The organism is Euzebyella marina, assembly GCF_014855515.1.
In the GTDB taxonomy this organism is placed as follows: domain Bacteria; phylum Bacteroidota; class Bacteroidia; order Flavobacteriales; family Flavobacteriaceae; genus Euzebyella; species Euzebyella marina.
This window is the reverse complement of the sequence record NZ_JACYFK010000005.1, coordinates 116,135-140,676: the sequence shown is the minus strand read 5'-3', so window position 1 is coordinate 140,676 and position 24,542 is coordinate 116,135. Positions and strand designations below refer to the sequence as shown.

Below are 24,542 nucleotides of genomic sequence, written 5' to 3'. Positions count from 1 at the left end.
TAGTTTTGGTTAAATTTGAAGGATGAAAATAGCTATTGTATGTTACCCGACATTTGGGGGTAGTGGTGTTGTAGCCACAGAATTGGGCATCGCCTTGGCAGATAGAGGTCACGAAGTACATTTTGTCACTTATAGACAGCCCGTTAGACTAAGCCTCTTAAATAATAATATCTATTTTCACGAGGTTCATGTTCCTGAGTATCCTCTTTTTCATTATCAGCCTTACGAGTTGGCGCTTTCTAGCAAGTTAGTTGATACCATTAAACTTCATAACATAGATTTATTGCATGTGCATTATGCCATTCCTCATGCTTATGCGGGTTATATGGCTAAAAAAATGCTTGAGGAAGAAGGTATCTATGTTCCAATGATAACAACCCTGCACGGAACAGATATTACTTTAGTCGGGAAACATCCGTTTTATAAACCAGCGGTTACCTTTAGCATTAACCAATCTGACGTCGTTACCTCGGTCTCTCAAAATTTAAAGGAAAGAACTTTAGAGTTTTTCAATATTGAGAAAGATATTCAGGTAGTGCCCAATTTCATTGATAAGAAAAAATACAGTAATTCATTTACCGATTGTCAAAGGTCATTAATGGCCGATGATGACGAGAAAATAATTACGCATATAAGTAATTTTAGAAAGGTTAAACGCATTCCTGATGTGGTTCAGGTTTTTCATCGTATTCAAAAAGAAATGCCCGCTAAGCTAATAATGGTGGGCGAAGGGCCACAAAAAGAAGTAGCCGAGCGTTTATGTGATTCTTTGGGTATTTCAGACAAGGTTATCTTTCTTGGTAATAGTAATGAGATAGACCGTATTCTTTGTTTTTCCGATTTGTTTCTTCTTCCATCGGAATCGGAAAGTTTTGGTTTGGCTGCATTGGAGGCGATGATCAATAAGGTGCCGGTTATATCTAGTAATGCTGGCGGTATACCCGAAGTTAATCTTGATGGTATTACCGGTTACTTGAATGATGTAGGCGATGTGGAAGGAATGGCGGCAAATGCCCTGAAAATACTAGGGGATGATGAAGTTTTGGAAAAATTCAAAACAAACGCCCGAAAATCTTCTGAAAGATTTGATATTCTTAAAGTACTTCCCTTATATGAAAATCTATACGAAGAGGCTTATAAAAGTAGGTTTGACAAGACATTTAGTTAAGGCATATCTCGCAATTCTACTGATTCCAGTCTTAATCCATTCTTGTAAAGGGCAAAAGAATGGTGCTACGAACAATCAAACCGAGCAAGAAGATTCCGATAACTTAATCGAACTTTTAGTATCCGATTATTACGATGGTTCTATTGAAGAGGATTATTTTGTAATTAAAGATTCGGGAGCACTTAAAAAGTTCTATTCCAAAATCAATAAAACAAGAAAACCTGGTATTCCTTTACCAGACATTGATTTTAGCAAGAATGCACTTCTTGTGTATTTTCCTAATGTGCAAGAGTCTGACAAAGGTAGTTTGCGGGTTAAACAGGTTACAGAAGACACAGTCTATTTAAAAACCAAGGACCCAAATAAAGCATCCTCATCAACTTCGGGATTACGCCCTTTTTTAGTCTATAGAATATCGGAAATAGATAAGAAGATTATAATTGATTCCGATTGACAGTGTATTTCTTACTGCTGATTTAGTTGCACGTCGAATAATCTGGTTGTTCAAGAGATATATTCATATGAGGTAGCTTCAATACCTAATTTTGTTGTTAGAACACCCAAATCTTAATTACATGAAAAGAATTACGCTATTCGTATTATTGCTCCTATATATTTCCGGTTACCAAACCGTTTTTTCACAAGAAGAGAACCCTGATTTGGTCTTGACTTCAAAAGATAGTCTAATTGCGCGTTCGTGGCATGTAGGCCTTGGTTTCAATGCTGTTGACGATTCGGGCGATATGTTCGATGAGCTTTTTGCGGTTGATTCGCAATGGAATTTTTTGCCCTATCCTACTAGACTGAATATTGGTAGATATTTTAAAAGTGGCCTGGGAGTGGAAGCTATTGGTACGTACAATAAATATCAAGTGGGCAAACTGATCGAAGGAGAAATTAATCAGGAAGAAAAGGATTATTACGCCATAGATTCTCGCTTGACCTATGATTTGATGCGCATTTTTGGAAAAGACTCGTGGTTCGATCCTTATGTTGGTGTGGGATTGGGTTATACAAAAGCCGATAATGTGGGAAGGGGTACCTATAATGGAGTTGTTGGATTTAGAACATGGATTACCGAGAACTTCGGATTAGATTTTAACTCTACAGGTAAATGGAGAATTAGCAATGACAATGCGACTAACCATCTTCAGCATGGGGTCGGGGTCGTTTATCGATTTGGAATCGAGAAAGAACTGACTAATGAAGAAAAAGATAAGCTAGAACGCATGTTGGCACTTGAAGAAGAACTGCAAAAGCAAAGAGATTCAATCGATGAAGTTGAGAAAGAGAAAGCTAAAGCTCTGGCGGATCAACTGGCAAGGGAGAAGGCTTTAGCGGAGAAAAGGGCGGAAGAAGAGGCCAAGGCTTTGGAAAAGCAAAGAAAAGATGCTATTCGAAGTAAAATAGACGGTTTGGGCAATGCTTACTTCAACTTGAATTCGTCTTATTTATCTACAGAAGCGAAAAAGGTACTTGATGGTCTAGCCCAGATAATGAAAGAAAATATGCAGTTAGAGCTTTCAGTTTCTTCGTATGCAGATTCTAGAGGAACTGCAAAATATAATAAATGGCTCTCTGAGAGAAGGGTCGATAGAACGATTGAATACCTAGTAAAAATGGGAGTTAGTGAAAGCAGACTGAAAGGAGCTGCTTATGGGGAGGAGAATTTGGTCAATGAATGTGACGACCATACTTATTGTAGTGAGGCCAAACATCAATTGAATAGGCGTTCAGAGTTTACAATTATCAAATTTTAATTTGACAAATTAGGGTATCAACCCTTTACTCAACCATTTTTTCTTGGCCCAAAGGTTTACTTTTATATAGTAATATATCAGGTCAATAGGTTTGGAGGCCCAGTATAGGCCTTTGCTATAAAGAAATGGTTTTAGTTTAACTATATACCGGAAAACCTTTTCGGGTGAGGTGATAAATCTTTTAAAAAGGGTGGTCTTAGAGGTTTTTAGCTGTGTAGGGTCATAAGTGATTCCTACTTTGTTGGCTCCCACATTTTGGTAAAAACCTTTCGAAATTTGACGAACAAATTTAATACGCTTTTTAGTTGAAAAAATACCGATTCTCAAGGCCATATCGGTCATATAATCTTGAGCCATTTCCTGGTCATAATCGATTGGCCTAAGAACTTTAAATAGTTCTTGAAATTTTTCAAGCATGAACTCCTGTATTGGACCTACATATTCTTCGTAAACGAATTTCTCATTTTCATCGTGAAATTCTACGGTAGGCGATTCTGCATTTTTGTTATAATAAAGAGTACTGCCATGTGGGGCTGCCAATAGTTGCTCGTACAGTTGACCATTGGCCATTAGTATATCGTCAGAAAATGTTTTGTTCGGATATATTGAGAAGTTAAGTCCGTAGCGTTTAGTTCCTTTTTGAATGTTGTAAATTTCCTTAAGACCTAGATAGAAGCCGGTAACCGGTATTTTTTGCTCAAAATGATTGAATAAAGCCTCTTGCATTGTTCCGCCCCATCCTACATCTACCAAATGTAAGCCTTCCGAATTTATATCGACTTCAAACGAATCAACATAGTTTATAAAGGCTTCTCTTTGATATAACCTACTGTCTTCATAGGCATTTGTAAAAGTAGGATTAGACTTCAGTAAATCTAAAGCCTCTGATTCAAAAAAACGAGCGTGGACTTCGTCTTGAGGAATAGCAATTTCATTTTTGATTTGATTTTTGGTCTGATCGGAAAAAGGAAACCAGTCTAGAAAATCATTGAAGGACATTGACCCAAATTTCTTCATCAAAGACGCGAATTTTTCGTCCTTAAGAGGTTGAAGAGCCAGTTGCGTCGCAGATTGTCTAGAGGCTTTTAAATAATGAGTTTTTATTCTGTTTTCTTTTTCAAACCCATTCATCTCTTGATATTGATCAAAGAGCTGCTTTAGAAAATGTCCCTCCCGTGCCAAAAAAAACAGATTGTTGATGTTCTGCTTTCTTGCTTGAAGATACAGTCTTTCTGTAAAGAAATAAAAATGAAGAATATACTCACTAAAAACAAACTTGCTTTTGGTGCATTTTCTTTCGACGCCTTGGCAAGCATTTGCAAATTCGTCAAAATCGTTGCCGAAAAGGCCTTTTTTGTTTCTTAATTTATGGAAGGTATGCTTAAGGTGAATGGACGCAATATTCTTAGCAAGGGCATTGTCATAATCACTTTTTTTATTGTCACCAATCATAACAACCTGTTCAGGGTCAATATTTAATTGGTTAAGCACATAAGAATATAGAGAGCCGTTTTCCTTACAGCTAGATTCTGAACTGGATACGAATAAATCTTCGAATAAGTCAGCAAATTGATGTTGCTGAATTATTTCAGCAATGATTTCTTTTGAAAGATAGAAGTCAGAAATTAGATAAATTTTATAACCTTCGTTTTTTAGGTTATATAAAGCTTGAATGAGTTGTTCATTCTTAAATTGAACTGTTATCTCAGAAAGAATATCTGCTTTTTTGTATAATTCATAAAAAACTGTATAATCAATCTTTCTTAGTAAATTATTGTTAAATAACCTTTTATAAACCTCCTCTACGACGAAATTGTATTCCAGCTCTAAAGAGTTTTTATTCTCTCTTTTTGAAACGTAGTGTAAAGAGTCTCTTCTAATCTGAAAGAGAAGTTCCGGGTTTATTTCAAGACCAAGTTCACGAGTTAGGATTTTGGCCCAGATACGCAGTGTGTAATTCGGGTGTACTTTGCGGTGAACAAGAGTATCATAGAAATCGGTAAAAATGACACGCTTTCCAGTATTTCTGATGTTTTTTTCAATAGTGTTCAAGGTGGGGTAACTAAAGTATAGTGCTGAAAGTGAACAACTACTACTTTATAAAAAGTAGAAAGAAAACAGGATGCTTGTGATAAAGGAATACTAGAATATCTTCCTTTAAATCATCAAACCATGATTTTAGGCTAGACCTTTTCGAGGGATTTTCATTAGTGTACACGCGAACTCTTTTACGGGGTTTAAGTGCAAATATCTACGATGAAATACACTCTTTGGACGTGTTTTAGGAAAATATTAGGAAAAATTTCGATAAACTACACTCTTTCTACTTTTTTGTAGATTATTTCTTCGATGAACGGTCTGAATTAAAATTGCGAGTATTTTTCTTTGGCTAAGATTTTGACAAAGACCAAGTTTTAAGCTATTGTAATTTCCTTTAGACTGACTATAAGACCTTTTGGAGATGTTGAATCGTTCAAATATTGGTGGGAAGTAAAATGAATATTCATCCCATTATCTATCAATCCAATAGAATTCCATCCTCTTTCATTGGGTACGATAAAATCTTTTTTGAGATTATCGGCAATGTAGCAATACGATGAGTTCGGAAATTGTCTTTCAATGGCCAGATAATTGTTTATGTTCGGTTTTTCAGAGCCAATTTCTTCCGAGATAATTACTTCATCGAACAAATCTTCTATTTGTAGCGCTTTTAGCTTATTTCTTTGAGTTAGGCTCCTTCCATCGGTAATCAATGCTAACTTGCCATCTTTTGCTTTTATGTCAGTAAGCAGTTGTCTTGCGCCTTCAAACAGGGTAATATTTGGAAAGTGATTTCTGTAACTTTCAATTAATTTAGCCTTTTCAATTGGCCAGTTTTCACTTAAGTACAGAAAAACATTTTTTTGGTCTCTATATAATGAGAACATTCTGGAGTAGAGCGATTGCCAATTTTTTGGAGACAAAGATTGGGCAATTTCTATATAGGCCGATTTTAAGTATGATAGTTCGTTATAAAGGGTGTCGTCGAGGTCAAAGACAATTACAGTGCTGGAATCAATCTTTATATCCATGAACTAAGATTTCATCGTCATACCTGATCATTAATAAATCTTTCTCCCAACATTCGAAAGAATCAGGTATTTCCTTATTTTTTCCATACTCTTCTATAATCCACTTAGGGTAATTAGCACCGGCCAAATAGGATAGGGGAAAACCACCCCCAAAACGAGGATTGATTTCAATGGCTCTGATATCGTTATTATCAGAATTTAAAAAGAATTGGGCAGTTAAGCAGCCCACAGCACCTTCTACGGTAGATAATTTATCTTTCAAGTAAGGTACAAGTTCATTGAATACCGCAAGTGCTTTATAAACCTCCCCGTCTCTAACCTCAATACGTTTTCTTGGAACAATACACTTTAGTTTATGGTCCTTCGAATAATACATATCACAGGTAAACTCGTCGTATGTATCATGGTCTAAATATTCCAGGAACATTAGTTTCGGGTTTTCTAAGTGATAGTCGGTCAACTCACTTCTATCTTGAATTAAATACGTATCAACACTTCTGCTACCATCGATTGGCTTAATGAATATGGGTAGTTCGAAATTACTTTTATCATATTCTTTCGCAATACCTACTCCATAAGATTCGAAAAACTTGTGAATCTGACGTTTGTCTCTACACTTGGCCACGAAATCCTCAGAAGCAACCAATGGTACTATTCCGTTTGCCTCCAGTTTCTTTCTGTGTTGGGCAAGGGGAAGCAATTCGGTATCGATAGTCGGGATGATCAGTTGAATATCACGCTCTTTACATTCCTTTATTAAAACATCAAAGTAATCGTCATTTGTCAAATAAGGAACCTCAAAATAGCCATCAGCTATCTGGCATGCGCCCGACAATATTGGGTTGGCATCGGAAGCATAGACCTTACCGTTCGGGTATAACTTCTTAAGCTCTTTTTGAAAAGCTCTTACAAGTGAAACGCGTCTTCCTGCCGATGAAATTAAAATATTCATTTTTTCAGGTTATATAATGACCTAAATATCTTTATAAATGGATTGATCAATGCCTTGCGGTTAAAGATAAAAACCAAAAACGAATAACTAAAACCATGATAGTCTTCACCAAGAAACCTTTTCAAGGGGTAGGCATCTATTTTTTCAAAGCCGTCAAGCATTTTGGGTATTTCAGCCACCGATATATCCGATTTCATTAATCTTACCAAAAGAAAGAAAACAAATGATTGTTGTCTGGTTTTAAGTCTCTTTAAACAAAGGTCAGCATACTCATGGTCTTTAGGCAAACGCTCCATTAGCGAATGATAGACGTGAGCCGCATTAGCATTATCATATATTACTTTATTATAATGCTCTCTACTTTTATTTCGCATTGCCGACGTCGGCAAAATTCGATATCTGTGTACATCTAAATCGATGTGAGCCATTCTTTTCGCTTCGCAAAAAAGTTCTGCGGTTAAAATGGCATCTTCCATCCATTTTCCTTCTATGAATCTAATTCCGGTCGATTTAATAAAATCTCTTCTTATCAGATACCACCAAATCTCATTTTGATATTTTTTGTTGGCAATATATGTAATACCGTCGGTAACCTTTATTTGTACGTGATTATTGTCTATAGGGTTTTCGGAAACAGGATATTTTTTTTCATAAACCGATTTGGTACGAAAACTTAAGATATCGAGTTGGAGCTGATCCATTTTCGAAAGCAAAACGGGTAAGGTGTCTTGAGCCAGATAGTCATCTGGGTCTAGAAAGTATATATATTCTCCTTGGGCCAGATCATAGCCTGAATTTCGAGCTGCACCGACCCCTGCATTCTTCTTGTCAATAACTTTTACATTCGAATAGTTGCTTTCATATTTCCTCGCTATTTCTAGGGTTCTATCCTTAGATTCATCATTAACGATAATAACTTCGTATTGTGACGAATCGAGATTTTGTGCCAACAAGCTATCTACACATTCCGGTAGATAGAGCTCCATATTGTAACACGGAATTATGATGCTTAATTTCATAATAGTTATTTGGTTCCAGTGAAAACCTCCATGGTTGCGCTAGTGGTCGAATTAATACCATCACTTTTTAGAACCTTCTGGATAGTCAAAAGAATTATTCTCAAATCAAATAAAAAGGAGTAATTATTAACGTAGTATACGTCATATTCAAATTTTTTTTCCCAAGCAATAGCATTTCTTCCATTTACCTGGGCCCATCCGGTAATTCCGGGTCTAACTTCGTGTCTTCTTCTCTGGGTTTCGTTGTACAAGGGCAAATATGAGACAAGAAGTGGTCGGGGGCCTATTAGGCTCATGTCTCCTTTCAATACATTGAAGAGTTGGGGAAGCTCATCTAATGATGTCTTTCTTACAAATTTACCCACATTGGTCAAACGTTCTTTGTCAGACAATAAATTTCCGTCGGAATCCCGATTATCATTCATAGTCTTAAATTTCCAAATCTTGAAAATACGCTCATCTTTTCCGGGTCTTTCCTGAATAAAAAACACCTTGCCCTTGTTGGCAATACTTAATAAAAGTGTTACTAAGACGAGAATTGGAGAAGCAATTAGCAAAGCAAAAAAAGCTATTAGAAAATCGAAAACTCTCTTAAGAAAGTGTCGGTACATACTTTTATTTCTGTTTCATAAGTAGAGGCAAAATAAACATAAATATTTCGAATAGACTCTCTACTTAGATTAAGTTCAAGTATTTTGGACAAAATTAAGTCAAAATATAGATTATGGCTAAAGTGCCTAGAGAGAAGGCATTAAAAGTTTTGAACTTGACAAGGGACATTAATTATGCTTCTTTCAACAATTTATCGACTAAATTTGCGAATTTATCACAGAGTATACTTTTATCGTAAACTGTTTCAGCAAGGGTTCTTGAATTTTTTCCCATCTGCTCTAGAATTATAGGGTTGTTCTTTAAGAATAATAGTTGTTCAGCCAATTCTTCCGGATGCTCTGGCGATACGTAAAAACCGCAATTATGTTCTTCAACCAGAGTTTTGGTCCACCCTGCAGAGTTTACTATAATTGTTTTTCCAGCTGATAAAGAATCAAATAATTTGTTTGGAGAATTAGTTGCCAATATGGGTAGGTTTTGGAAGGTTATTAAGGATACATCGCAGAGATTTACAATTTCAGATAGCTCTTCCATTGGAAAACTCCCCAGAAATTTTGCGTTATTAATTCCGCTTTTTCTACACCTTTCTTCAATCTCGGATTTTGTTGCACCATTACCCAAGAAGATGAATTCAAATTCATCATTGTTTTTAAGTGATTCTATTCCATCAATGATATAATGCATTCCATTAGCGATATTCATGGCTCCAAAATATATCACTTTGAAACTATCAGGTCTTAAACCTAATCTCTTAAATAATTTTGTGTCTTTTTCTCTTGACCAAAATTCAGATATTTTGGACATGTTCGGAATCATTGTGACCTTTTTGGGTGAAATACTTCTCTTAATCACCCCATCATACATTCCCGGAGATAGTGCAACAATATGTTTAGCATTTTTATAGATGGTCTTTTCTAAAAAAAGAGCCATCTGAATCAAAAATTTATTCTTTAATCCTCCCATTTGTATTGGAACTTCTGGCCAAAGGTCTCTAACTTCAAAAAGGAAAGGTTTTCTCTTAAACCAATTTAGAAAAAGAGCGGGTATACCAATAGTTAGGGGTGTTGAAGTCGCTATGACAAGGTCGACATCCTTTTCTCGGGCGGCAACTGGTATTGATTTAAAAACAAAACTTAAAAAAGCTTTTAACCTTTGCGTTATATTCATTGTACCGCTATCATATTGGATATTAAGATATATTACGTCAATACCATCAATTTCAACTCTTTCTACTTTAGAGTCGATTTTTTTGTTCATAGTAAGCATAGTAACTGAATGACCGTGCTTAATCAGTTCTTGAGCAATCCAATATGATCTCGTACTTCCTGGTTGATAAGGCGTGTGAAAATATTGATGTAGGTATAGAATTTTCATATCTAGTAGACGTTATTATAATATTGTGCGAATATAGTGGTCTTTCTGAGTACAATAACTATTGGAAAAAAAGGATTTATTTAAATATTCTTTTTAAGTTTTAATTAAGCTAGCCATTGAACAAAAGCAAAAATTTAAGTCGTTTATAAAGAAGTTTTCTGCAGTTTGTCATACTTCTGTTTTTTTAAAAGAAACTTTGAAGTAGCTTTGGCCTTTTGCTTCTAGGACATATGTCGGTTTTGGTTGAAAGCCAAGTAAAATAACAGGTGAAACTTAATTTGTATTTACTTTATGATAACAGCAAAAGATATTAATTATTGTCAATTTTTTAAACTGTGAGTATTTTTGAAAAGTTAAATAATTACTGCCTTTTTATTCTAGTTTTCTCTGTTACTTTTGAGAATTGGGACCCATTTCAACTAGGTGGATCGATATCAGTGACTTATATGGCTAGCGTTATTTATATTATTTCATGGCTGCCGAGATTGAAAAAGAGTTTTCGTATTATATCTGTAAGACAGTATTTAATTCCTTTAATACTGTTTACAATTATTGGTGTTATTTCAACAGCTTTGAACAGCTCCTATGCTGAGTCAATTGAAGGGGCTTATAATGAGCGAGTTATTACGTTAATTATATTGATGACTTTGATGGTTAGTCATTTTTATGAAGATAGCACACTTGTGGATAAAGCTCTGAATGCTTATGTTGTTAGTATTTCCCTCCTATATTTTCTTTTTCTAATTGGAATAGGAAGTGATTTCAAAGGTGGGCGTCTTCTATTATTTGGTGAAAATCCAAATTCAATTGGTGTAAAAGTTGTAATTGCCTTTTTAATTTGTGTTTCGCGTCTTATAACTGAAAAATTCGATTGGAAAAAATTATTGCTCTATTCTGTTGCAATCATTTCTTGTCTTAACCTTATAATATTGAGTGGCTCGAGAGGGGCACTTGTTTCTGTTTTTATAAGTTTAGCTTTACTTGTTTTGTTCATGAGGATCAATATTCTTAAGAAAATGATCTTCTTTCTAATAGGAATTAGTTTTTCAGTTCTATTTATGACTATGATAATGAAATCTAATCCGGTTTTTAAAGAAAGAATTTTAAGAACAATTGAATCTGGGGATACAGGAAGAAGTGATTTATGGCAGTCATCTCTCTTAATAATTGAGGATAACTTATTTTTCGGTGTAGGCTTGGCAGGAGCTTTGCCCGAAATGCTTCGTTATACAGGAAGGTTGATCGACCCACATAATGTTTTTTTATATGTTCTAATGACTACAGGCGTTTTTGGGCTGTTGTTTTATTTGATTTTTATTTTGCGACTTAGTAAAAATTTGTATCAGAAATTTAGGCAGAATGGAGAAGTTGTTTATATGGTCATGTTGGCAGTAGTAGTATTTAATATGGGTAAGACTGGTGGTGCAATAAGTAAAATCTTTTTTTGGTTTTTCTTTGCAGTTTTGATTGGGTCGACATTTAAAAATTTAGGGTCTAGGCACAGTGATACGACTTGAAGTAAAATAGTCGTCTTAAAAGAAAGGAAGAACTTCTAAGATTGCTCTTCTACTTTGAAATCCATAAATCATATGAAACGTAAAGTATTCCTAAATTAATATATATGAAAGTATTAGTTGTATCTAATAATTATCCTTCTACTGAAAGCCCCACTTACGGAATTTTTGTATATAATTTAATACAGCAATTTGTAAAAATTGGGCATGAGGTCACGGTAATTGCCCCGCGAACAATTTGGAAAAAATCTAAATACACAAAGAATAATGTTGATTATGGTGACGAATTAGCAACGGTCTATAGGCCATATGTAATATCAGCTTCCAACAAGCAAATACTGAATTTCAACACGCACTTGATTGGTGAGATTTTCATGGTTAGGGCGGTTAGAAAGGTTGTGCGTGAAGAAAATATACAATTCGATGTAGTTTATGCTCATTTTCTCGTTAATGGTATTATCGCTGTTAAAGCTTTGAAAAAGATGGGTAAGCCAATCGTTGTGGCAGAAGGAGAACTTAAAAATATTAATAAAAGAAAGAAGTATTATTCAGATAAAGAATATCAAGAGCTAATATCAAAAATTAATGGATTTATAGCAGTATCGCCTCAAATTGAACAAAACTTAATTGAAGTGGGAGTTGATGAATCAAAAATCATGGTGAGTCCAAATGCTGTGAACTTTGATCAATTTGCTAGAAAAGACAAAATTGAAATGAGGAAAAAGTTGGGCTTTCCTTTAAATAAGAAAATTATCATTTTTGTCGGAAGATTTGTTCATGACAAAGGACCCTTACGGGTTTTAGAGGCCTTAAATGATTTGCCAGATGTTCGAGTCATTTTTATTGGTAGTGGAGCACAAGTATTGAATGATAAGAAAATCCTCTTCAAGAATAGAGTTCCTACAGACGACGTTCATGAATTTTTATCTGCATCCGATATTTTTGTTCTACCCACTCTACATGAGGGTTCTTGCAATGCCATAGTTGAAGCTATGGCCTGTGGTTTACCAATTATCTCTTCTGACATTCCTGAGATTAAATTTCAGTGTGACCATAAGTCTTCAATATTAGTAGACCCCATGAATGTTCAGGAAATAAATAAAGCTATAAAAAGTTTAATAAGTGATAACAGAAAGTTGACTGATATGGGTTCAGAGGCTTATGAATATTCCAGAAAATTTGATATTACCACACGGGCAAGAAAAATCATGGCTTATATATCTGATAATATTCTTTAAATTCAAAATTAATCTAAGTCTACCTAGAGGTATAAAGAATTATGAAGAATTATATTTATTATGTAAATCCTATGAGTTATAATAACCTTTCAGTTTATGATTACTCTTTGATTTCAAATATAAAAAATTATCAAGTTGAATACTTTTGTAGCTCGAAATATGATTACGAAGAAAAAAACCTTAACACAAATAAAATATACCATTATTCAAGCAAAAAAGGAATTTTAAAAATTTTGAGTTATCTGAAATCTCAATTTCTTTTATATAGAAAAATTAAATTAAATCAAGATAAAATTAGGGCAATTCACTTTCAATGGCTTAAAATCCCACATCTAGATTTTCTCTTGTTGAAGATGATTTCAAAGAAAAGTGAAATAATTTTAACCGCTCATAATATATTACCTCATGGTTCGGGTAACAAATACAGGAGTATTTATAAAAAAATCTATCATAAAGTCGATAGGTTAATAGTTCATACTAATGAGACTAAAAATGATTTAGTTGACCTTTTTGAAGTTCCTACTAACAAAATTCATGTTGTACCGCATGGTATACTTGATGTGCTTGACCAAACTGAGAATAACAGGGTATTAGAGTCAGCAAAGATGTTCAACGATTTATATGGACTGAATAATAAGACTGTTTTTTCTAGTTTAGGTAGTATCAGCAGTTATAAAGGAATAGATATAATTATAAATACTTGGAAAAAGAAAGAATTAATCAATAGAGATGACGTTGTCTTATTGATAGCTGGTAGCGGTAAAAATGAAAAACTACTAGAATTAAAAGGAGTAAACAACGCAATTGTAATTAACAGATTTTTATCATCTCACGAATTTCTAGCTTGCGTAAGGATGTCAGATTTTATTTTAATGCCTTATACAAAGATATCTCAAAGTGGTATTTTGTTAACCGCAATCGGAGAAAAAAAGAGGGTGATTGTGTCTAATGTAGGAGGTTTGACCGAGCCCTTCGAGATTGGAGAAATAGGTTATGTTTTAGACAAGGTTAACTCTGACAGTTTAGGCAGAGCAATTCTAAGGGCTATAGACGAGAAGGACAATTATCCAGATGAGTCTGTTTGGACAAGGTTGTTCAAATACTATGACTGGTCTAATATAGGTAGAAAGACAGAGTTGGTATACTCTGTTTAATAATATTAATAATAATTTCAAGATTGAATTTATACGCTTAGCGACATCATGTCAATCTTTAGAATTTAACTGTAGCAATGGTGTAATCACCTTAAAAAAAATAATATGGATAATGACAAAAATCTAGTCATCACAAAAGGAAAATTAGAGGGAATTGTAGAGGTGAGCGGAGCTAAAAACAGCTCTTTAAGGTTGTTAGCCGCTTCATTATTGACATCAGAACCTGTTCTCTTAGGTAATTTTCCTAATGGTTTACTTGATATAGAGGTGCATGTTGAAATGCTTAAAGTTCTTGGTAAAGTTTGTAATACTCACCATGATACTATACATATAAGTGAAAATGGAAATAATAGTACTGTTTTAGATTGGGAAGGACGATCTATTCGAAATACTCTGCTGATTTTGGGGTCTTTGACAGCAAGATATGGCGAAGGTAAAGTACCTTTACCCGGAGGTTGTAAACTGGGAGAAAGAAAGTATGACTTGCACGTTATGCTATTAGAGAAATTAGGTGCTAAAGTTTGGGAAGAAGGTGATTATTTATGCGCGGAGGCCAAAGAGGGTCTGAAAGCAGCGGATATACATTTGCCTATTAGGTCTACGGGAGCCACAGAAAATGCAATACTTTGCTCAACTTTGGCTAAAGGTGTAACAACAATTTGGAATCCTCATATAAGACCAGAAATTATGGATCTAATTGATATGCTCAATAAAATGGGGGCTAAAATTACGGTTTTTGGACAGAAATGTATTGTTGTTGATGGAGTCGATATGTTGAGTGGTGTAAGACATAATGTGGTTCCGGATAATATAGAGGCATTGACTTGGGCAATTGGGGCGGTAATAACCAAAGGTGAGGTTGAAATAAGGAATTTTCCTTTTGAACATTTAGAAGTTCCTCTTATTTATTTAAGAGAAAGTGGTATGAAGTTTTTTAGAGGAGAATCAAGTTTAATAGTCAAAGGAGGAGAAGCATTTCCTATTGAAATAAGCACCGGACCATATCCAGGTATAAATTCTGACATGCAGCCTCTTTTTGCTGTTTATGGAGCAATGTCTAACGGAATCTCAAAAATTGTGGATTTACGTTTTCCCGGAAGATATGGTTACGCAGAAGAATTATCAAAAATGGGAATGCAATTTGAGGTTATAGGTGACCTTTTAAAAATCAAAGGAGGAATCCCATTAAGTGGTGCGAAGGTCACTGCTCTAGACTTACGTGCTGGAATATCTTTATTGTTGGCAGGATTAACAGCAGATGGGGAGACCATTATTCAAAACGCATGGCAAATAGGTCGTGGCTACGAAAATTTGGCAGGAAAGCTTAAGGGGCTTGGCGTGATAATTTAAATATAAAATGAGTCTGTTAAGGGATACGGTTTCGAAAATTAAAAATGATTTCAGGGAAGAAAACATCAGCTTTAAAGTATTCATTTTAAATTATTTTTATAGTCCAAGATTTAGGGTTTTACTGAACCATAGGATAGGTAAGTTCTTCTCTCAAAGCAATATTCTTTTTTCGAATCATTTAGCTGCTTATTACAAGAGGCGGCTAATTGTAAAAAGGGGTTGTGATATTTCATATAACGCAGTAATAGGCAAGAAAGTTGCTATGCCACATCCAATAGGTATTGTTATTGGTGATGGAGTAATTGTAGAGGATCATGTTTCTATATTTCAACAAGTTACTTTTGGGAGTCATGGTAAACAAAAATTACAGAATTCTTATCCTGTTATAAGAAAAGGCGCACGAATTTACAGCGGGGCAAAAATTATCGGTGGGATAACCATCGGAGAAAATGCCGTTATAGGAGCTAATTCTGTAGTAAATATTGACGTTCCCCCCAATAGTGTCGCTGTCGGTATTCCATGTAGGATAATAGAAAAAAATAAATGAGATCATTCATATCTGATTTAATTCGAGTAGGAATTTCGAAGGTTTTGATGATATTGTTCGGTTTAGCGACCTCAATTATTACAGCTCGATTTTTAGGACCGGAAAATAACGGAGTGATAGCGACGCTCATGGTCTACCCATCTTTATTCATGAGTATAGGATCTTTAGGTATAAGACAATCAACAGCATACTTTTTGGGTAAGAAATTATTCGAGGAGGAGAGGATTAAGACTGCCATAACGCAAATATGGTTTTTTACTTCAATTTTAAGTGTTTTAATTTGTTTTATTTTAATAAGGTATTTAAGTAAAGCAGGGGATAATTTATTTCTTATTTTACTTGCCTTAATACCTGTTCCTTTTTCTTTATTCGCAACTTACAATAGCGGTATTTTTCTGGGAAAGAATGAGATAGGAACTTTCAACAAAATTAACTGGGTACCTACCTTAATTTTGCTACTGCTTACAACTCTACTAGTTATATTTTTAGAATTGGGAATAGCCGGTTATTTGATTGCAATGATTGGTGGCCCTTTATTTATTTCTTTGTTTTTACTGTTTAAAAATGATTTTTTGAAATCATTTTCTTCAAGATTTGAATGGTCGGTCATCAAGCAAATGCTTGGTTTAGGATTAATTTATGCTTTCTCTCTTCTAATAATAAATTTGAACTATAAAGTAGATATAATTTTATTGGATTCGCTAAGTAACGCTTTTGAGACAGGTATTTATTCTAAGGGCTCAGCAATAACCCAATATCTTTGGCAAATTCCAATGCTGCTTAGTACAATAGTTTTTGCTCGAAGTGCAGTTTCTAAGAACGATGAGAAATTTTCTTTAAAAATAACCCAGCTTCTAAGATTGTCTTTAATTGCTATTGGTTTAGGCTCAATCGTACTTTTTTGTTTTTCAGAACTATTAATAGTTAGTCTCTTTGGAGTGGAGTTTGAGAAAAGTATTTCTGTATTGAATTTATTACTCCCCGGGGTTCTTCTACTTACTTTTTTCAAAGTTATGAATATGGATTTGGCGGGAAAAGGAAAACCTTGGGTGGCTTTAAAAGCTATGGCGCCAGCTCTTGTTTTAAATGTGGTCCTCAACATTTTATTAATTCCTGATTATGGGGCTAATGGAGCTTCTATTGCATCTACTATCAGTTATAGTGTTGCGGCTTTACTTTTTCTGCATTTTTACAGTAAAGAGGTCAATATTAGTATAAAGGTAATTCTGAGTTATAAAAAAAGTGATTTTAGCCCTATACTTAAATTAATTAAACGATAGCGTAATGCTTTAGCTTGACATAAGTTCAATGTATCATGAGAATATTATTTATCATTTCGGTTTTGAAACAAGGTAAAGGAGGTCACTATCACTCTTTGCATCATATATCTAGGGAAATAGGAAAATATGAAGACATAGGTATTGTAACTTTAGGAACTCAGAAGAGTGCCATACTAGAAAAAAATGATTACATGAGGGAACATATTTTTTTCAATGGTACAAATTATTTCAATCTTTATAAATCTATAAAGCTTTTGAAATCAGAGTTTCAGCCAACTGTTTGGCACTTCTTTGATTCGAATGCATATAACGTTTTCAAGCCCTTTGTATCAAGTGTAAAATATAAATTGGTAGTTAATCTTTGTGGGGGGCCTAACCCCTCTGGTTTCCCGAAAGTAGAAAACCTTATTCTGTTTAGTAAAGAAAACCAGCAATGGTTTAATAAAAACCTAAAATTTAAAAAGACCAAAATCACCGTTGTTCCTAATAGAGTTTTACCAATAATTACTAAAAAGGACTCTGAATTAGAAAAGGAAAATGATTCTTTTACATTCATGCGAATTGCTCGAATCAGTAATTTTCATCTAACGAGTATTAAACAGACCTTAAGCCTATTTTTTCAATTAAAGGATAATCACGCAGATAAAATAAAATTAATTATTCTAGGAACAATTCAGGACAGGGAAGCATACTTCGAGGTTAAAAAAATTATTGGAGATGATAAGTCTATTTCTTTAATAACAGAAGATAAATATACTCGGGAAGCTTCTAAGTTTCTGTATCTTGCTGATGCCGTCGTAGCTACCGGTAGAGGAGTTATGGAAGCAGCTTCATTAGGCTTGCCCATTTTAACACCGGCTTCAAATTCTGATTTACCTATTTTAATTGACGCTTCAAATTTTGAACGTTTTTTTGCTACCAATTTTTCAGAGAGAAATATAGCAGAAGAGCGCGATATAGAAAATAATAAGTCTAAACTAAAGGAACTTTTGAATAAAAGTGAGTATTATGAATCTATTTCAAAATTTTCAATTGATATTTTTAAGAAGAATTTTGATGCCCGAGAAGGTGCAAAAAAGTACTTGGAATTTTACAATGATTGTTTGGTGAATAATTTTCAGGTTTCAACAACCGAAGATTTGTATTTAAAGTTTAGGTCTTATTATCATTTCTATTTAAGCTATAAAGATTTAATATCAAAATCAGAGAAAAAAGGTAGTCTTCTCAAAAAACAAGATAGCTGGAAATTTTAATTATTTAACTTTAAATTTTGATTTGTAAATCAATAAAACAAATTGATTAAACCAATGAAAGAAAGTTGAGAGGATTACAAGGTACAAGGTTACGGTTATCTGTTTGGCTATTGTACTTTCAAATGCAGCGAAAATAAGAGTTATTATGTCATGGAAGATTTCAGATAGGGCCTAGAGTATGGATTTGAATCAGATCTATCCTGCTATGAAAGCAGTAATGACCTTATTCCGACTGTAAAGGGATTTGCCTGCCAAAGACAAAATGCTGCATACCGATGCGAAGTTCATATCGAAAAACCTATCGAAATGGTCCAAGGAGGTATAGTTGAAGCTCCGGTTTCCCCAGCATCGTGCCCATTAAAATAAGTATTTGCCTACCACATTTTTTATGGGGTAATGTCTTTGACACTTACTCGTTCAATAATTTTCACTCAAGAGAAATAATGATTTAAGAATATAAGCAGAATTACAATATAAGGTAATTACTGTTTGTCCGTCGGTGATGTGCCACCTAGACACTACAAGAATAGTTTCGGGGAGGAATTTTTCCCCGAAACAGGATTAAATTACACAAGAGCTATTTATATAAATTTGGAGATACCTAAAAAGTGCTAAACTACAGGTGATATTATATGTTCTGATAAGGCATATAATTGGGAAATTTCATTCATTTTGTACAATGACTACCGAAAAATTCTAAGAATCCCAATTATTTCCAGAAACAGCTTAGAGAAATCAAGGATAAACTGCCCTTCCATCAGCCAAAATTTTAGCATTTAGTGCTGCAATACCTATAGCTTGAGGGCCAAAGAAATCCAAATGTGATTTATCATAATGTTTCTTAATTTTATTCTGTAAAGATTGACTGTATCTAGCCAAATTTAGCCATTCATGAATCTTCCCTTGTGAACCATAACCTCCGGTACCATCTACATTTCTTGCTATTTTATCAGTATCGGAATCCAACCATACTATATCAACGGTTTTAAGTAAAGCGTTCATATCACTTTTATTCCAGTACATGCCATTTTCGTATGCCAACAGCCAAAAGCTTACTATAGCACCTCCGTGCGAAGTATCTTGAACATTAGAGCCATATGTACCCCATTTTTTGTCCCAAGCATATGCAGAAGAGTTTTTAGGATTCGGATATATCTGATTTCTAAAATTGGATGGGAGTCCCGGCATTGAACCATGAGACATGTTTTCGAAAACTTGTTTATACTTATTTTTTTTGGTTATTAAGTATAACTCCATTCCAATACGAGCCCAGTGAGAAGACATATGCGTATTCGAACGATAAATTTTTGAAGAATGCTCGACATCATATCTCTCCCAAATGTGCTTTTCCGAAAATGCAAGTAGTTCATTGAATATACTTCTATATTTTGAATCGGATTTAACATTAGATTGGTCCATAATTCTAAGAAGAGTAGCAACAACTCTCCAGTAATGAGTATCCCAGAGACCATACTGATTTCCATCACTTGCCGGCCATCCAAGAAAGCCCCCACCGACTGAAGTTGCTTTGTCAACTGTAATGCCTACGATGTCAAGAGCAGTATCGAGATAAGAATTATCACCCGTTGCTTGCCACATTGACGATAACCCGTCGATGTATAGGCCTAAATAATAGTATTCTTGGTTCTTTCCACGGCTATTTGCCATTGAATAAGCCTTTGATCGTTCTGATGACCATCTAGAATCAAAAAGATTTTGCCAATAACGCACCTCACCAGCTGTTGACGGTGTTTCAGGTTCAGCTTCGGGTTCTACAGTAATTGTAATATTATCAGTATCTGTCAAACCCTGTTCATCGCTAACCATTAGTGTAACTACATAAGTTCCAGATTGTTCAAAGGTCATTTCAGGATTGTCTTCTTGCGAAGTACCATGGGAACCAAAATCCCATTGATAAGAAGTAACTCTCTTATCATCACTTGAACTAGATCCTGAAAATTGAACTGTTAATGGCGCAGTACCATTTTTTGTATTTGCCTTTACTACGGCTACGGGCTTTTGGTTAGAGGGTTCTTCAACCACAATAGTTAATGATGAAGTGTTCGTAAGACCTTTTTTATCCGTTACTGTAAGTTCAACCTCATAATTGCCAGACTCAGAAAATGTATGTCTCAGGTTCTCTGAAGAGGATGTAGAACCATCACCGAAGTCCCATTCATATGAATCTATTTCATCATCATCAGTTGAGTTCGATGAGCTAAAACGAACTTCAAGAGGTGCTTCACCTTTAGTTGTATTGGCAGAAATTTTTGCAACTGGTTTTTCATTTGAGGGTGCGTTAACAACAACGGTTAACGAGGAAGTATTTTTTAGACCACTATTATCGGTAACTGTAAGCTTAACCTCATACTCACCAGGTTCGGTAAATGTATGTCTAGGATTCTCGGAAGAAGAGGTAGAATTATCATCGAAGTCCCATTTGTAAGCTTCTATTTCATTGTCGTCAGAAGAACTGGATGAGTTAAAACGAACTTCAAGTGGAGCATTACCTTTAGTGGTATTTGCAGAGATTTTGGCTGTAGGGGCTTCATTTTTCTTTCCATCAACAGTTATAACTACAGTGTCCGAATCTCTTTGACCTTCTTCATCAATAACGGTTAATAGAACTGTATATTCTCCCTCTTTTTCAAAAGTATGTGAAACACTTTTTTCAGAAGAACCATTACCATCCTTAAAATCCCATTTATAAGTAACAATACTTTTATCATCTGATGAGTTAGAACTATTGAAATCAACTTTCAATGGAGCTTCTCCTTTAGTTTTATTTGCGGAGATTCTAGCATTAGGTTTTTCGTTAGTAGGCGGAATAGAAGAATTATTTTCTGAATTATCCTCTTCTGATGAGCTATCTTTTTCCTCATCCTTTTCTTGAGCAACTTCATTTTCAGTATTTTGTTCTCCCCCTTCACCAGAATTATTATCTTCATCTTCTGTGGAACTCTCTTGATTATTATCTACACCAGCGGAAGAGCCATCTCCTTCTTTTTCATCATCCGGTTCACTGTTATTTTCATTTGTCTCGTCATCCGGATTTTCAGCTGAAGGTACTTGTGAATCTTCATTTCCTTCAGAATCATTATTAATCTCCCCATTTGGGCTATCTAAATTTTGAGGGTTAGGGGTGTGACTTACAATCGAAGATGGATTGTTCACAAAACTTTCGATATTTTCCGATGCGGGACTAGTTTCATAAGTCACTACAAGAGTAGGGGCATTTTGAGTTGGATTCTCTTTTGAAGCTATTGCCAAATCATCTCCATCTGAATGAACTAGAATAAAAGTGGTTTTTTCCGCGGTAATATCTTCAGAAATTAAATTTATAGTTATTGTCTGTCCGACCTTATAGTCATCCTTTATATTTCCTATCTCTTCTAAGGGCTCAGGCGCTATATTATCGTTTAAATTACTTTCATTCCATTGATTAGATGATCCTTTTAAAACCTGTATGAGTCCATTCCCAGAATCCTTATCAACGGTGAATTCGAGATAAGAGTCAATGATTTTACCGTTAATGCTATCAACGGCACTCAAATCATATAATAAGTAACTAGTCCTTTTATTTTCTTGCAAACGAATAATTTCGGAGTTTTTTCCATTGCCATTCTCAATGTAAGCATCTTGAATAGGAGCGAATGCCGTAGTGCGTTTTACTACAATGCTATCGATAACTTCCTCATCCTCACTTGGGGGAATTAGAGATTCTTCAGTATTATCGTCTTCTTCTTGTTCCGGATTTTGCTCAGTTTCATCAACGTCATTGTCCTTTTTAAGATTGTCGACATTGTTAATTAAATCTCCGTTTTTTATGGCTTCATAAAAAACATCTTCATCTTTGTTACAAGAAATACAAACTGATAAGCATAAGAAAACAGAGCATAGGAAGCTCTTGTTGAGAGTAGTGGGGACTAATTTCATTTTTAAAGTAGATCTTCTAGGTTTTCAAATTACAGATTAATCGTTATGGGGGTAATCGACCAAATGCATTATTTACCGACTAAATACGTGGCAAAAGTATAATTTGGTTTTGAAAAGAAGAAACATTAACATTTTTTTAAGGTTTTATTATTATAACCATAGTTTTAACCAATTTTTTCTGTACTAAGGTGAAGAATAATTGTTACTAGAATGTTGGTAAAGAGGTAAAAAAAAAACCTCTGAGCAAAGTATTCATGCTGAGAGGCTCTTAAAATTTATGGGATTAATTTTATCTGAATTGTTCAGGATAAACAGGAGCTCCATCTTCTAAGATTTTTTCATTTAAAGCACCTATACCCAAGACTTGTGATCCAAAGAAATTTAAATGTTTCCCGTTATATGTTTCTCTTAGGCGTTTCTGAAGTTTAGAGTCAAATCTTGCCAAATAAAACCATTCATGTAATCTTCCAGGATTGGTATATCCTCCGCTTCCATCTACATTATTCTTGATTCTGCTTGGGTCTGATTCAATCCAAAATATTCGTATGGTTTTAAGCAGCGCATCGATATCGGCTCTGTTCCAGTACATGCCATTTTCTTCGGCTAATACCCAGAAGTGAATTATCGCGCCAGCATGAGAAATATCTTGCATATCTGACCCTTTTGAAACACCCCAAGTTTTGTCCCAAGCATAAGCTTCCTTATTTTTGGGGTTTGGAAATAATTGGTCACGAAGATTAGAAGGTCTTCCTGCCATCTTTCCATGGGATATGTTATCGAAGACATCCTTATACTTTTGCTTGCCTGTAACTATGAATAATTCCATTCCTAGTCTAGCCCAGTGTGAGGCCATATGCGTTCTAGAGCGATAAATATTTGATTGCCCGTAAGATTCGTATCTGTCCCAGATGTTTTTTTCGGTAAATTCTAACAATTCTTCATATTTAGCTTGGTAACCGGAAGCCCTTAAATTTGGTGATTGATGCATTATTCTAATTAATGTAGCTACATGCCTCCAATAAAAAGTATCCCATAGATTATATTCCGTTCCATCATCTGTTGGCCATCCAAGAAATCCATTACCTACAGGTATTGCATCCTTAATTGTGTTATCGATTAATTTTAAAGTGGTGTCTAGATAGTTATTATCACCAGTAGCCTGCCACATGGCCATTTGTCCATTTATTAGGTGAGCTAAGAAATAATATTCCTGCCTTTTGTTCTTGCTTTTAGACCTAGCATCTGCGTTAGATTCGTCATCTTTTTCCCATTTGGTGTCAAAACGATTTTTCCAATGTAAAACATTTTCACTCAATTCAGTAATTGTTATAGACGCCTTTTGTTTAGTGGTTGAGCCATCTTCATTTTGCGTTTCTGTGGTATATTCAAAGGTATCATCGGAACCTTGATTTTGCTCAGTAGTGGAATCTGCTCCAGAAGAACCTGAAGAGACTGAGGAATCAGAAGAATCCGGAGTATCGGAAGAATTATCATTCTCGGAAACCGGTTGATCATTTTCTTGATTATATTCTTCCGAGTTTGATGTGTTGGGGGAGTACGTAATGGTGTTGTCATTATTAATGGTGACAGTTCCATTTTTTGGTTCCGATGTTTCAACTATCTTGATATTATCGATATCAGAGATGTCATCGTTTGAAAGAACGTCTAAAACCATATCTTTATTTGGTGTTAGAGAATAAAAGTCATCTCTCAATAGAGTTTTATCTATATAAGAGTTTTGTAAATCGTTGACTAGAGCGTCAGCTAACAAATCAGTATCCTTGCTGCAGGCTACACTAAAAATTAAGATAATAAGCGATGTAATCAATTGAATGATTTTTCTTAGACATACTTTCATTTGTAGGTTAAGTTTTGAGTCGAATGAATTTCGACAGCAGTCAACAATAGGATTTGGGATTCTATAGTTAACTATGATTAAAAATAAATGGTTTAAAAGTTAGAATGCATTATTTATTAATTTGATTTGTATTTGTTCCTTCTAAAAGAATCGTTGGTCAACTTATAACTAAAGAGTCTTATTTTTGTTGTTGAAATACCAAAATACTAGATGAAATGCAGTTGTAGACGAAATAGTTCGATGAAATACTGTTTTTTTTAACAAATTATTAGTCTTTTTCTTACATGAAATTTAGTATTTTCTTAAAATTTATTTGACATTTGTTTATTTTTACAATAGAAATGACGCGGATGTTATTCTATGAATAAGTGCAATTTTGGTCCAATTTGGAAAATAAGGTGACTTACTCAGAATCAAACTAGTTCATTCAAAACATCAAAGCCCAGGGAGATTTAG

At 34.5% G+C, this 24,542-nt stretch carries 18 protein-coding genes; 10 read left to right on the top strand and 8 right to left on the bottom strand.

From position 1 onward, the window contains the following. Window positions 1-22: 22 nt before the first annotated feature. From bshA to IL356_RS17885, 3 genes are all read left to right on the top strand, one after another. Complete coding sequence (bshA, locus tag IL356_RS17895) at window positions 23-1,168, top strand: N-acetyl-alpha-D-glucosaminyl L-malate synthase BshA (RefSeq protein WP_121849468.1); 1,146 nt, start codon at window positions 23-25, stop codon at window positions 1,166-1,168. Next, window positions 1,149-1,622 (top strand): hypothetical protein, encoded by a 474-nt coding sequence (locus IL356_RS17890; RefSeq protein WP_162987916.1) that lies wholly within the window; start codon window positions 1,149-1,151, stop codon window positions 1,620-1,622. Before bshA ends, IL356_RS17890 begins: the two co-directional genes overlap by 20 nt. A 121-nt stretch (window positions 1,623-1,743) precedes the next feature. Beyond that, window positions 1,744-2,928: an OmpA family protein gene (locus IL356_RS17885; protein WP_121849466.1), complete on the top strand. Its 1,185-nt coding sequence runs from the start codon at window positions 1,744-1,746 to the stop codon at window positions 2,926-2,928. 9 nt (window positions 2,929-2,937) lie between these two features. Here IL356_RS17885 and IL356_RS17880 read toward each other — a convergent pair whose 3' ends face one another. From IL356_RS17880 to IL356_RS17855, 6 genes are all read right to left on the bottom strand, one after another. Further along, the gene (locus IL356_RS17880) at window positions 2,938-4,980 is read right to left on the bottom strand and encodes an HAD-IA family hydrolase (RefSeq protein ID WP_121849465.1); all 2,043 of its coding nucleotides are present in this window, start codon (window positions 4,978-4,980) and stop codon (window positions 2,938-2,940) included. Window positions 4,981-5,342: 362 nt separating this feature from the next. Beyond that, window positions 5,343-5,999, bottom strand: coding sequence for an HAD family hydrolase (locus IL356_RS17875; protein ID WP_121849464.1), 657 nt, complete (start codon window positions 5,997-5,999; stop codon window positions 5,343-5,345). Next, the gene (locus IL356_RS17870; RefSeq protein WP_121849463.1) at window positions 5,983-6,951 is read right to left on the bottom strand and encodes an ATP-grasp domain-containing protein; all 969 of its coding nucleotides are present in this window, start codon (window positions 6,949-6,951) and stop codon (window positions 5,983-5,985) included. Before IL356_RS17870 ends, IL356_RS17875 begins: the two co-directional genes overlap by 17 nt. After that, on the bottom strand, window positions 6,948-7,970 hold the full coding sequence (locus IL356_RS17865; protein ID WP_121849462.1) for a glycosyltransferase: 1,023 nt from the start codon (window positions 7,968-7,970) through the stop codon (window positions 6,948-6,950). The genes IL356_RS17870 and IL356_RS17865 overlap by 4 nt, the downstream gene beginning before the upstream one ends. A 5-nt stretch (window positions 7,971-7,975) precedes the next feature. Beyond that, window positions 7,976-8,581, bottom strand: a complete 606-nt coding sequence (locus IL356_RS17860) for a sugar transferase (protein WP_121849461.1) — start codon at window positions 8,579-8,581, stop codon at window positions 7,976-7,978. A 172-nt stretch (window positions 8,582-8,753) separates the two neighbouring features. Beyond that, complete coding sequence (locus IL356_RS17855; RefSeq protein WP_121849460.1) at window positions 8,754-9,956, bottom strand: glycosyltransferase family 4 protein; 1,203 nt, start codon at window positions 9,954-9,956, stop codon at window positions 8,754-8,756. Window positions 9,957-10,291: 335 nt separating this feature from the next. Between IL356_RS17855 and IL356_RS17850 the strand changes: the two genes are divergently transcribed. From IL356_RS17850 to IL356_RS17820, 7 genes are all read left to right on the top strand, one after another. Continuing rightward, a complete protein-coding gene (locus tag IL356_RS17850; protein WP_121849459.1) occupies window positions 10,292-11,473 on the top strand; it encodes an O-antigen ligase family protein in 1,182 nt (393 codons plus the stop codon). Between the two features lie 104 nt (window positions 11,474-11,577). Then, window positions 11,578-12,708: a glycosyltransferase family 4 protein gene (locus IL356_RS17845; RefSeq protein WP_121849458.1), complete on the top strand. Its 1,131-nt coding sequence runs from the start codon at window positions 11,578-11,580 to the stop codon at window positions 12,706-12,708. Window positions 12,709-12,749: 41 nt separating this feature from the next. After that, a complete protein-coding gene (locus IL356_RS17840) occupies window positions 12,750-13,862 on the top strand; it encodes a glycosyltransferase (protein ID WP_121849457.1) in 1,113 nt (370 codons plus the stop codon). Window positions 13,863-13,967: 105 nt separating this feature from the next. Continuing rightward, window positions 13,968-15,212 carry a UDP-N-acetylglucosamine 1-carboxyvinyltransferase gene (locus IL356_RS17835; protein WP_121849456.1) on the top strand — a complete coding sequence of 415 codons (1,245 nt, stop codon included), beginning with the start codon at window positions 13,968-13,970 and terminating at the stop codon, window positions 15,210-15,212. A 7-nt stretch (window positions 15,213-15,219) separates the two neighbouring features. After that, window positions 15,220-15,759: a serine O-acetyltransferase gene (locus IL356_RS17830; protein WP_121849455.1), complete on the top strand. Its 540-nt coding sequence runs from the start codon at window positions 15,220-15,222 to the stop codon at window positions 15,757-15,759. Then, complete coding sequence (locus IL356_RS17825; RefSeq protein ID WP_121849454.1) at window positions 15,756-17,039, top strand: oligosaccharide flippase family protein; 1,284 nt, start codon at window positions 15,756-15,758, stop codon at window positions 17,037-17,039. The genes IL356_RS17830 and IL356_RS17825 overlap by 4 nt, the downstream gene beginning before the upstream one ends. A 35-nt stretch (window positions 17,040-17,074) precedes the next feature. Further along, entirely contained in the window at window positions 17,075-18,292 is a 1,218-nt protein-coding gene (locus tag IL356_RS17820) for a glycosyltransferase family protein (RefSeq protein WP_121849453.1), read from the top strand. Between the two features lie 735 nt (window positions 18,293-19,027). Here IL356_RS17820 and IL356_RS17815 read toward each other — a convergent pair. Both IL356_RS17815 and IL356_RS17810 read right to left on the bottom strand, forming a co-directional pair. Further along, complete coding sequence (locus tag IL356_RS17815) at window positions 19,028-22,228, bottom strand: PKD domain-containing protein (protein ID WP_121849452.1); 3,201 nt, start codon at window positions 22,226-22,228, stop codon at window positions 19,028-19,030. A 289-nt stretch (window positions 22,229-22,517) separates the two neighbouring features. Next, window positions 22,518-24,086 (bottom strand): Ig-like domain-containing protein, encoded by a 1,569-nt coding sequence (locus IL356_RS17810; RefSeq protein WP_121849451.1) that lies wholly within the window; start codon window positions 24,084-24,086, stop codon window positions 22,518-22,520. Window positions 24,087-24,542: the final 456 nt, after the last annotated feature.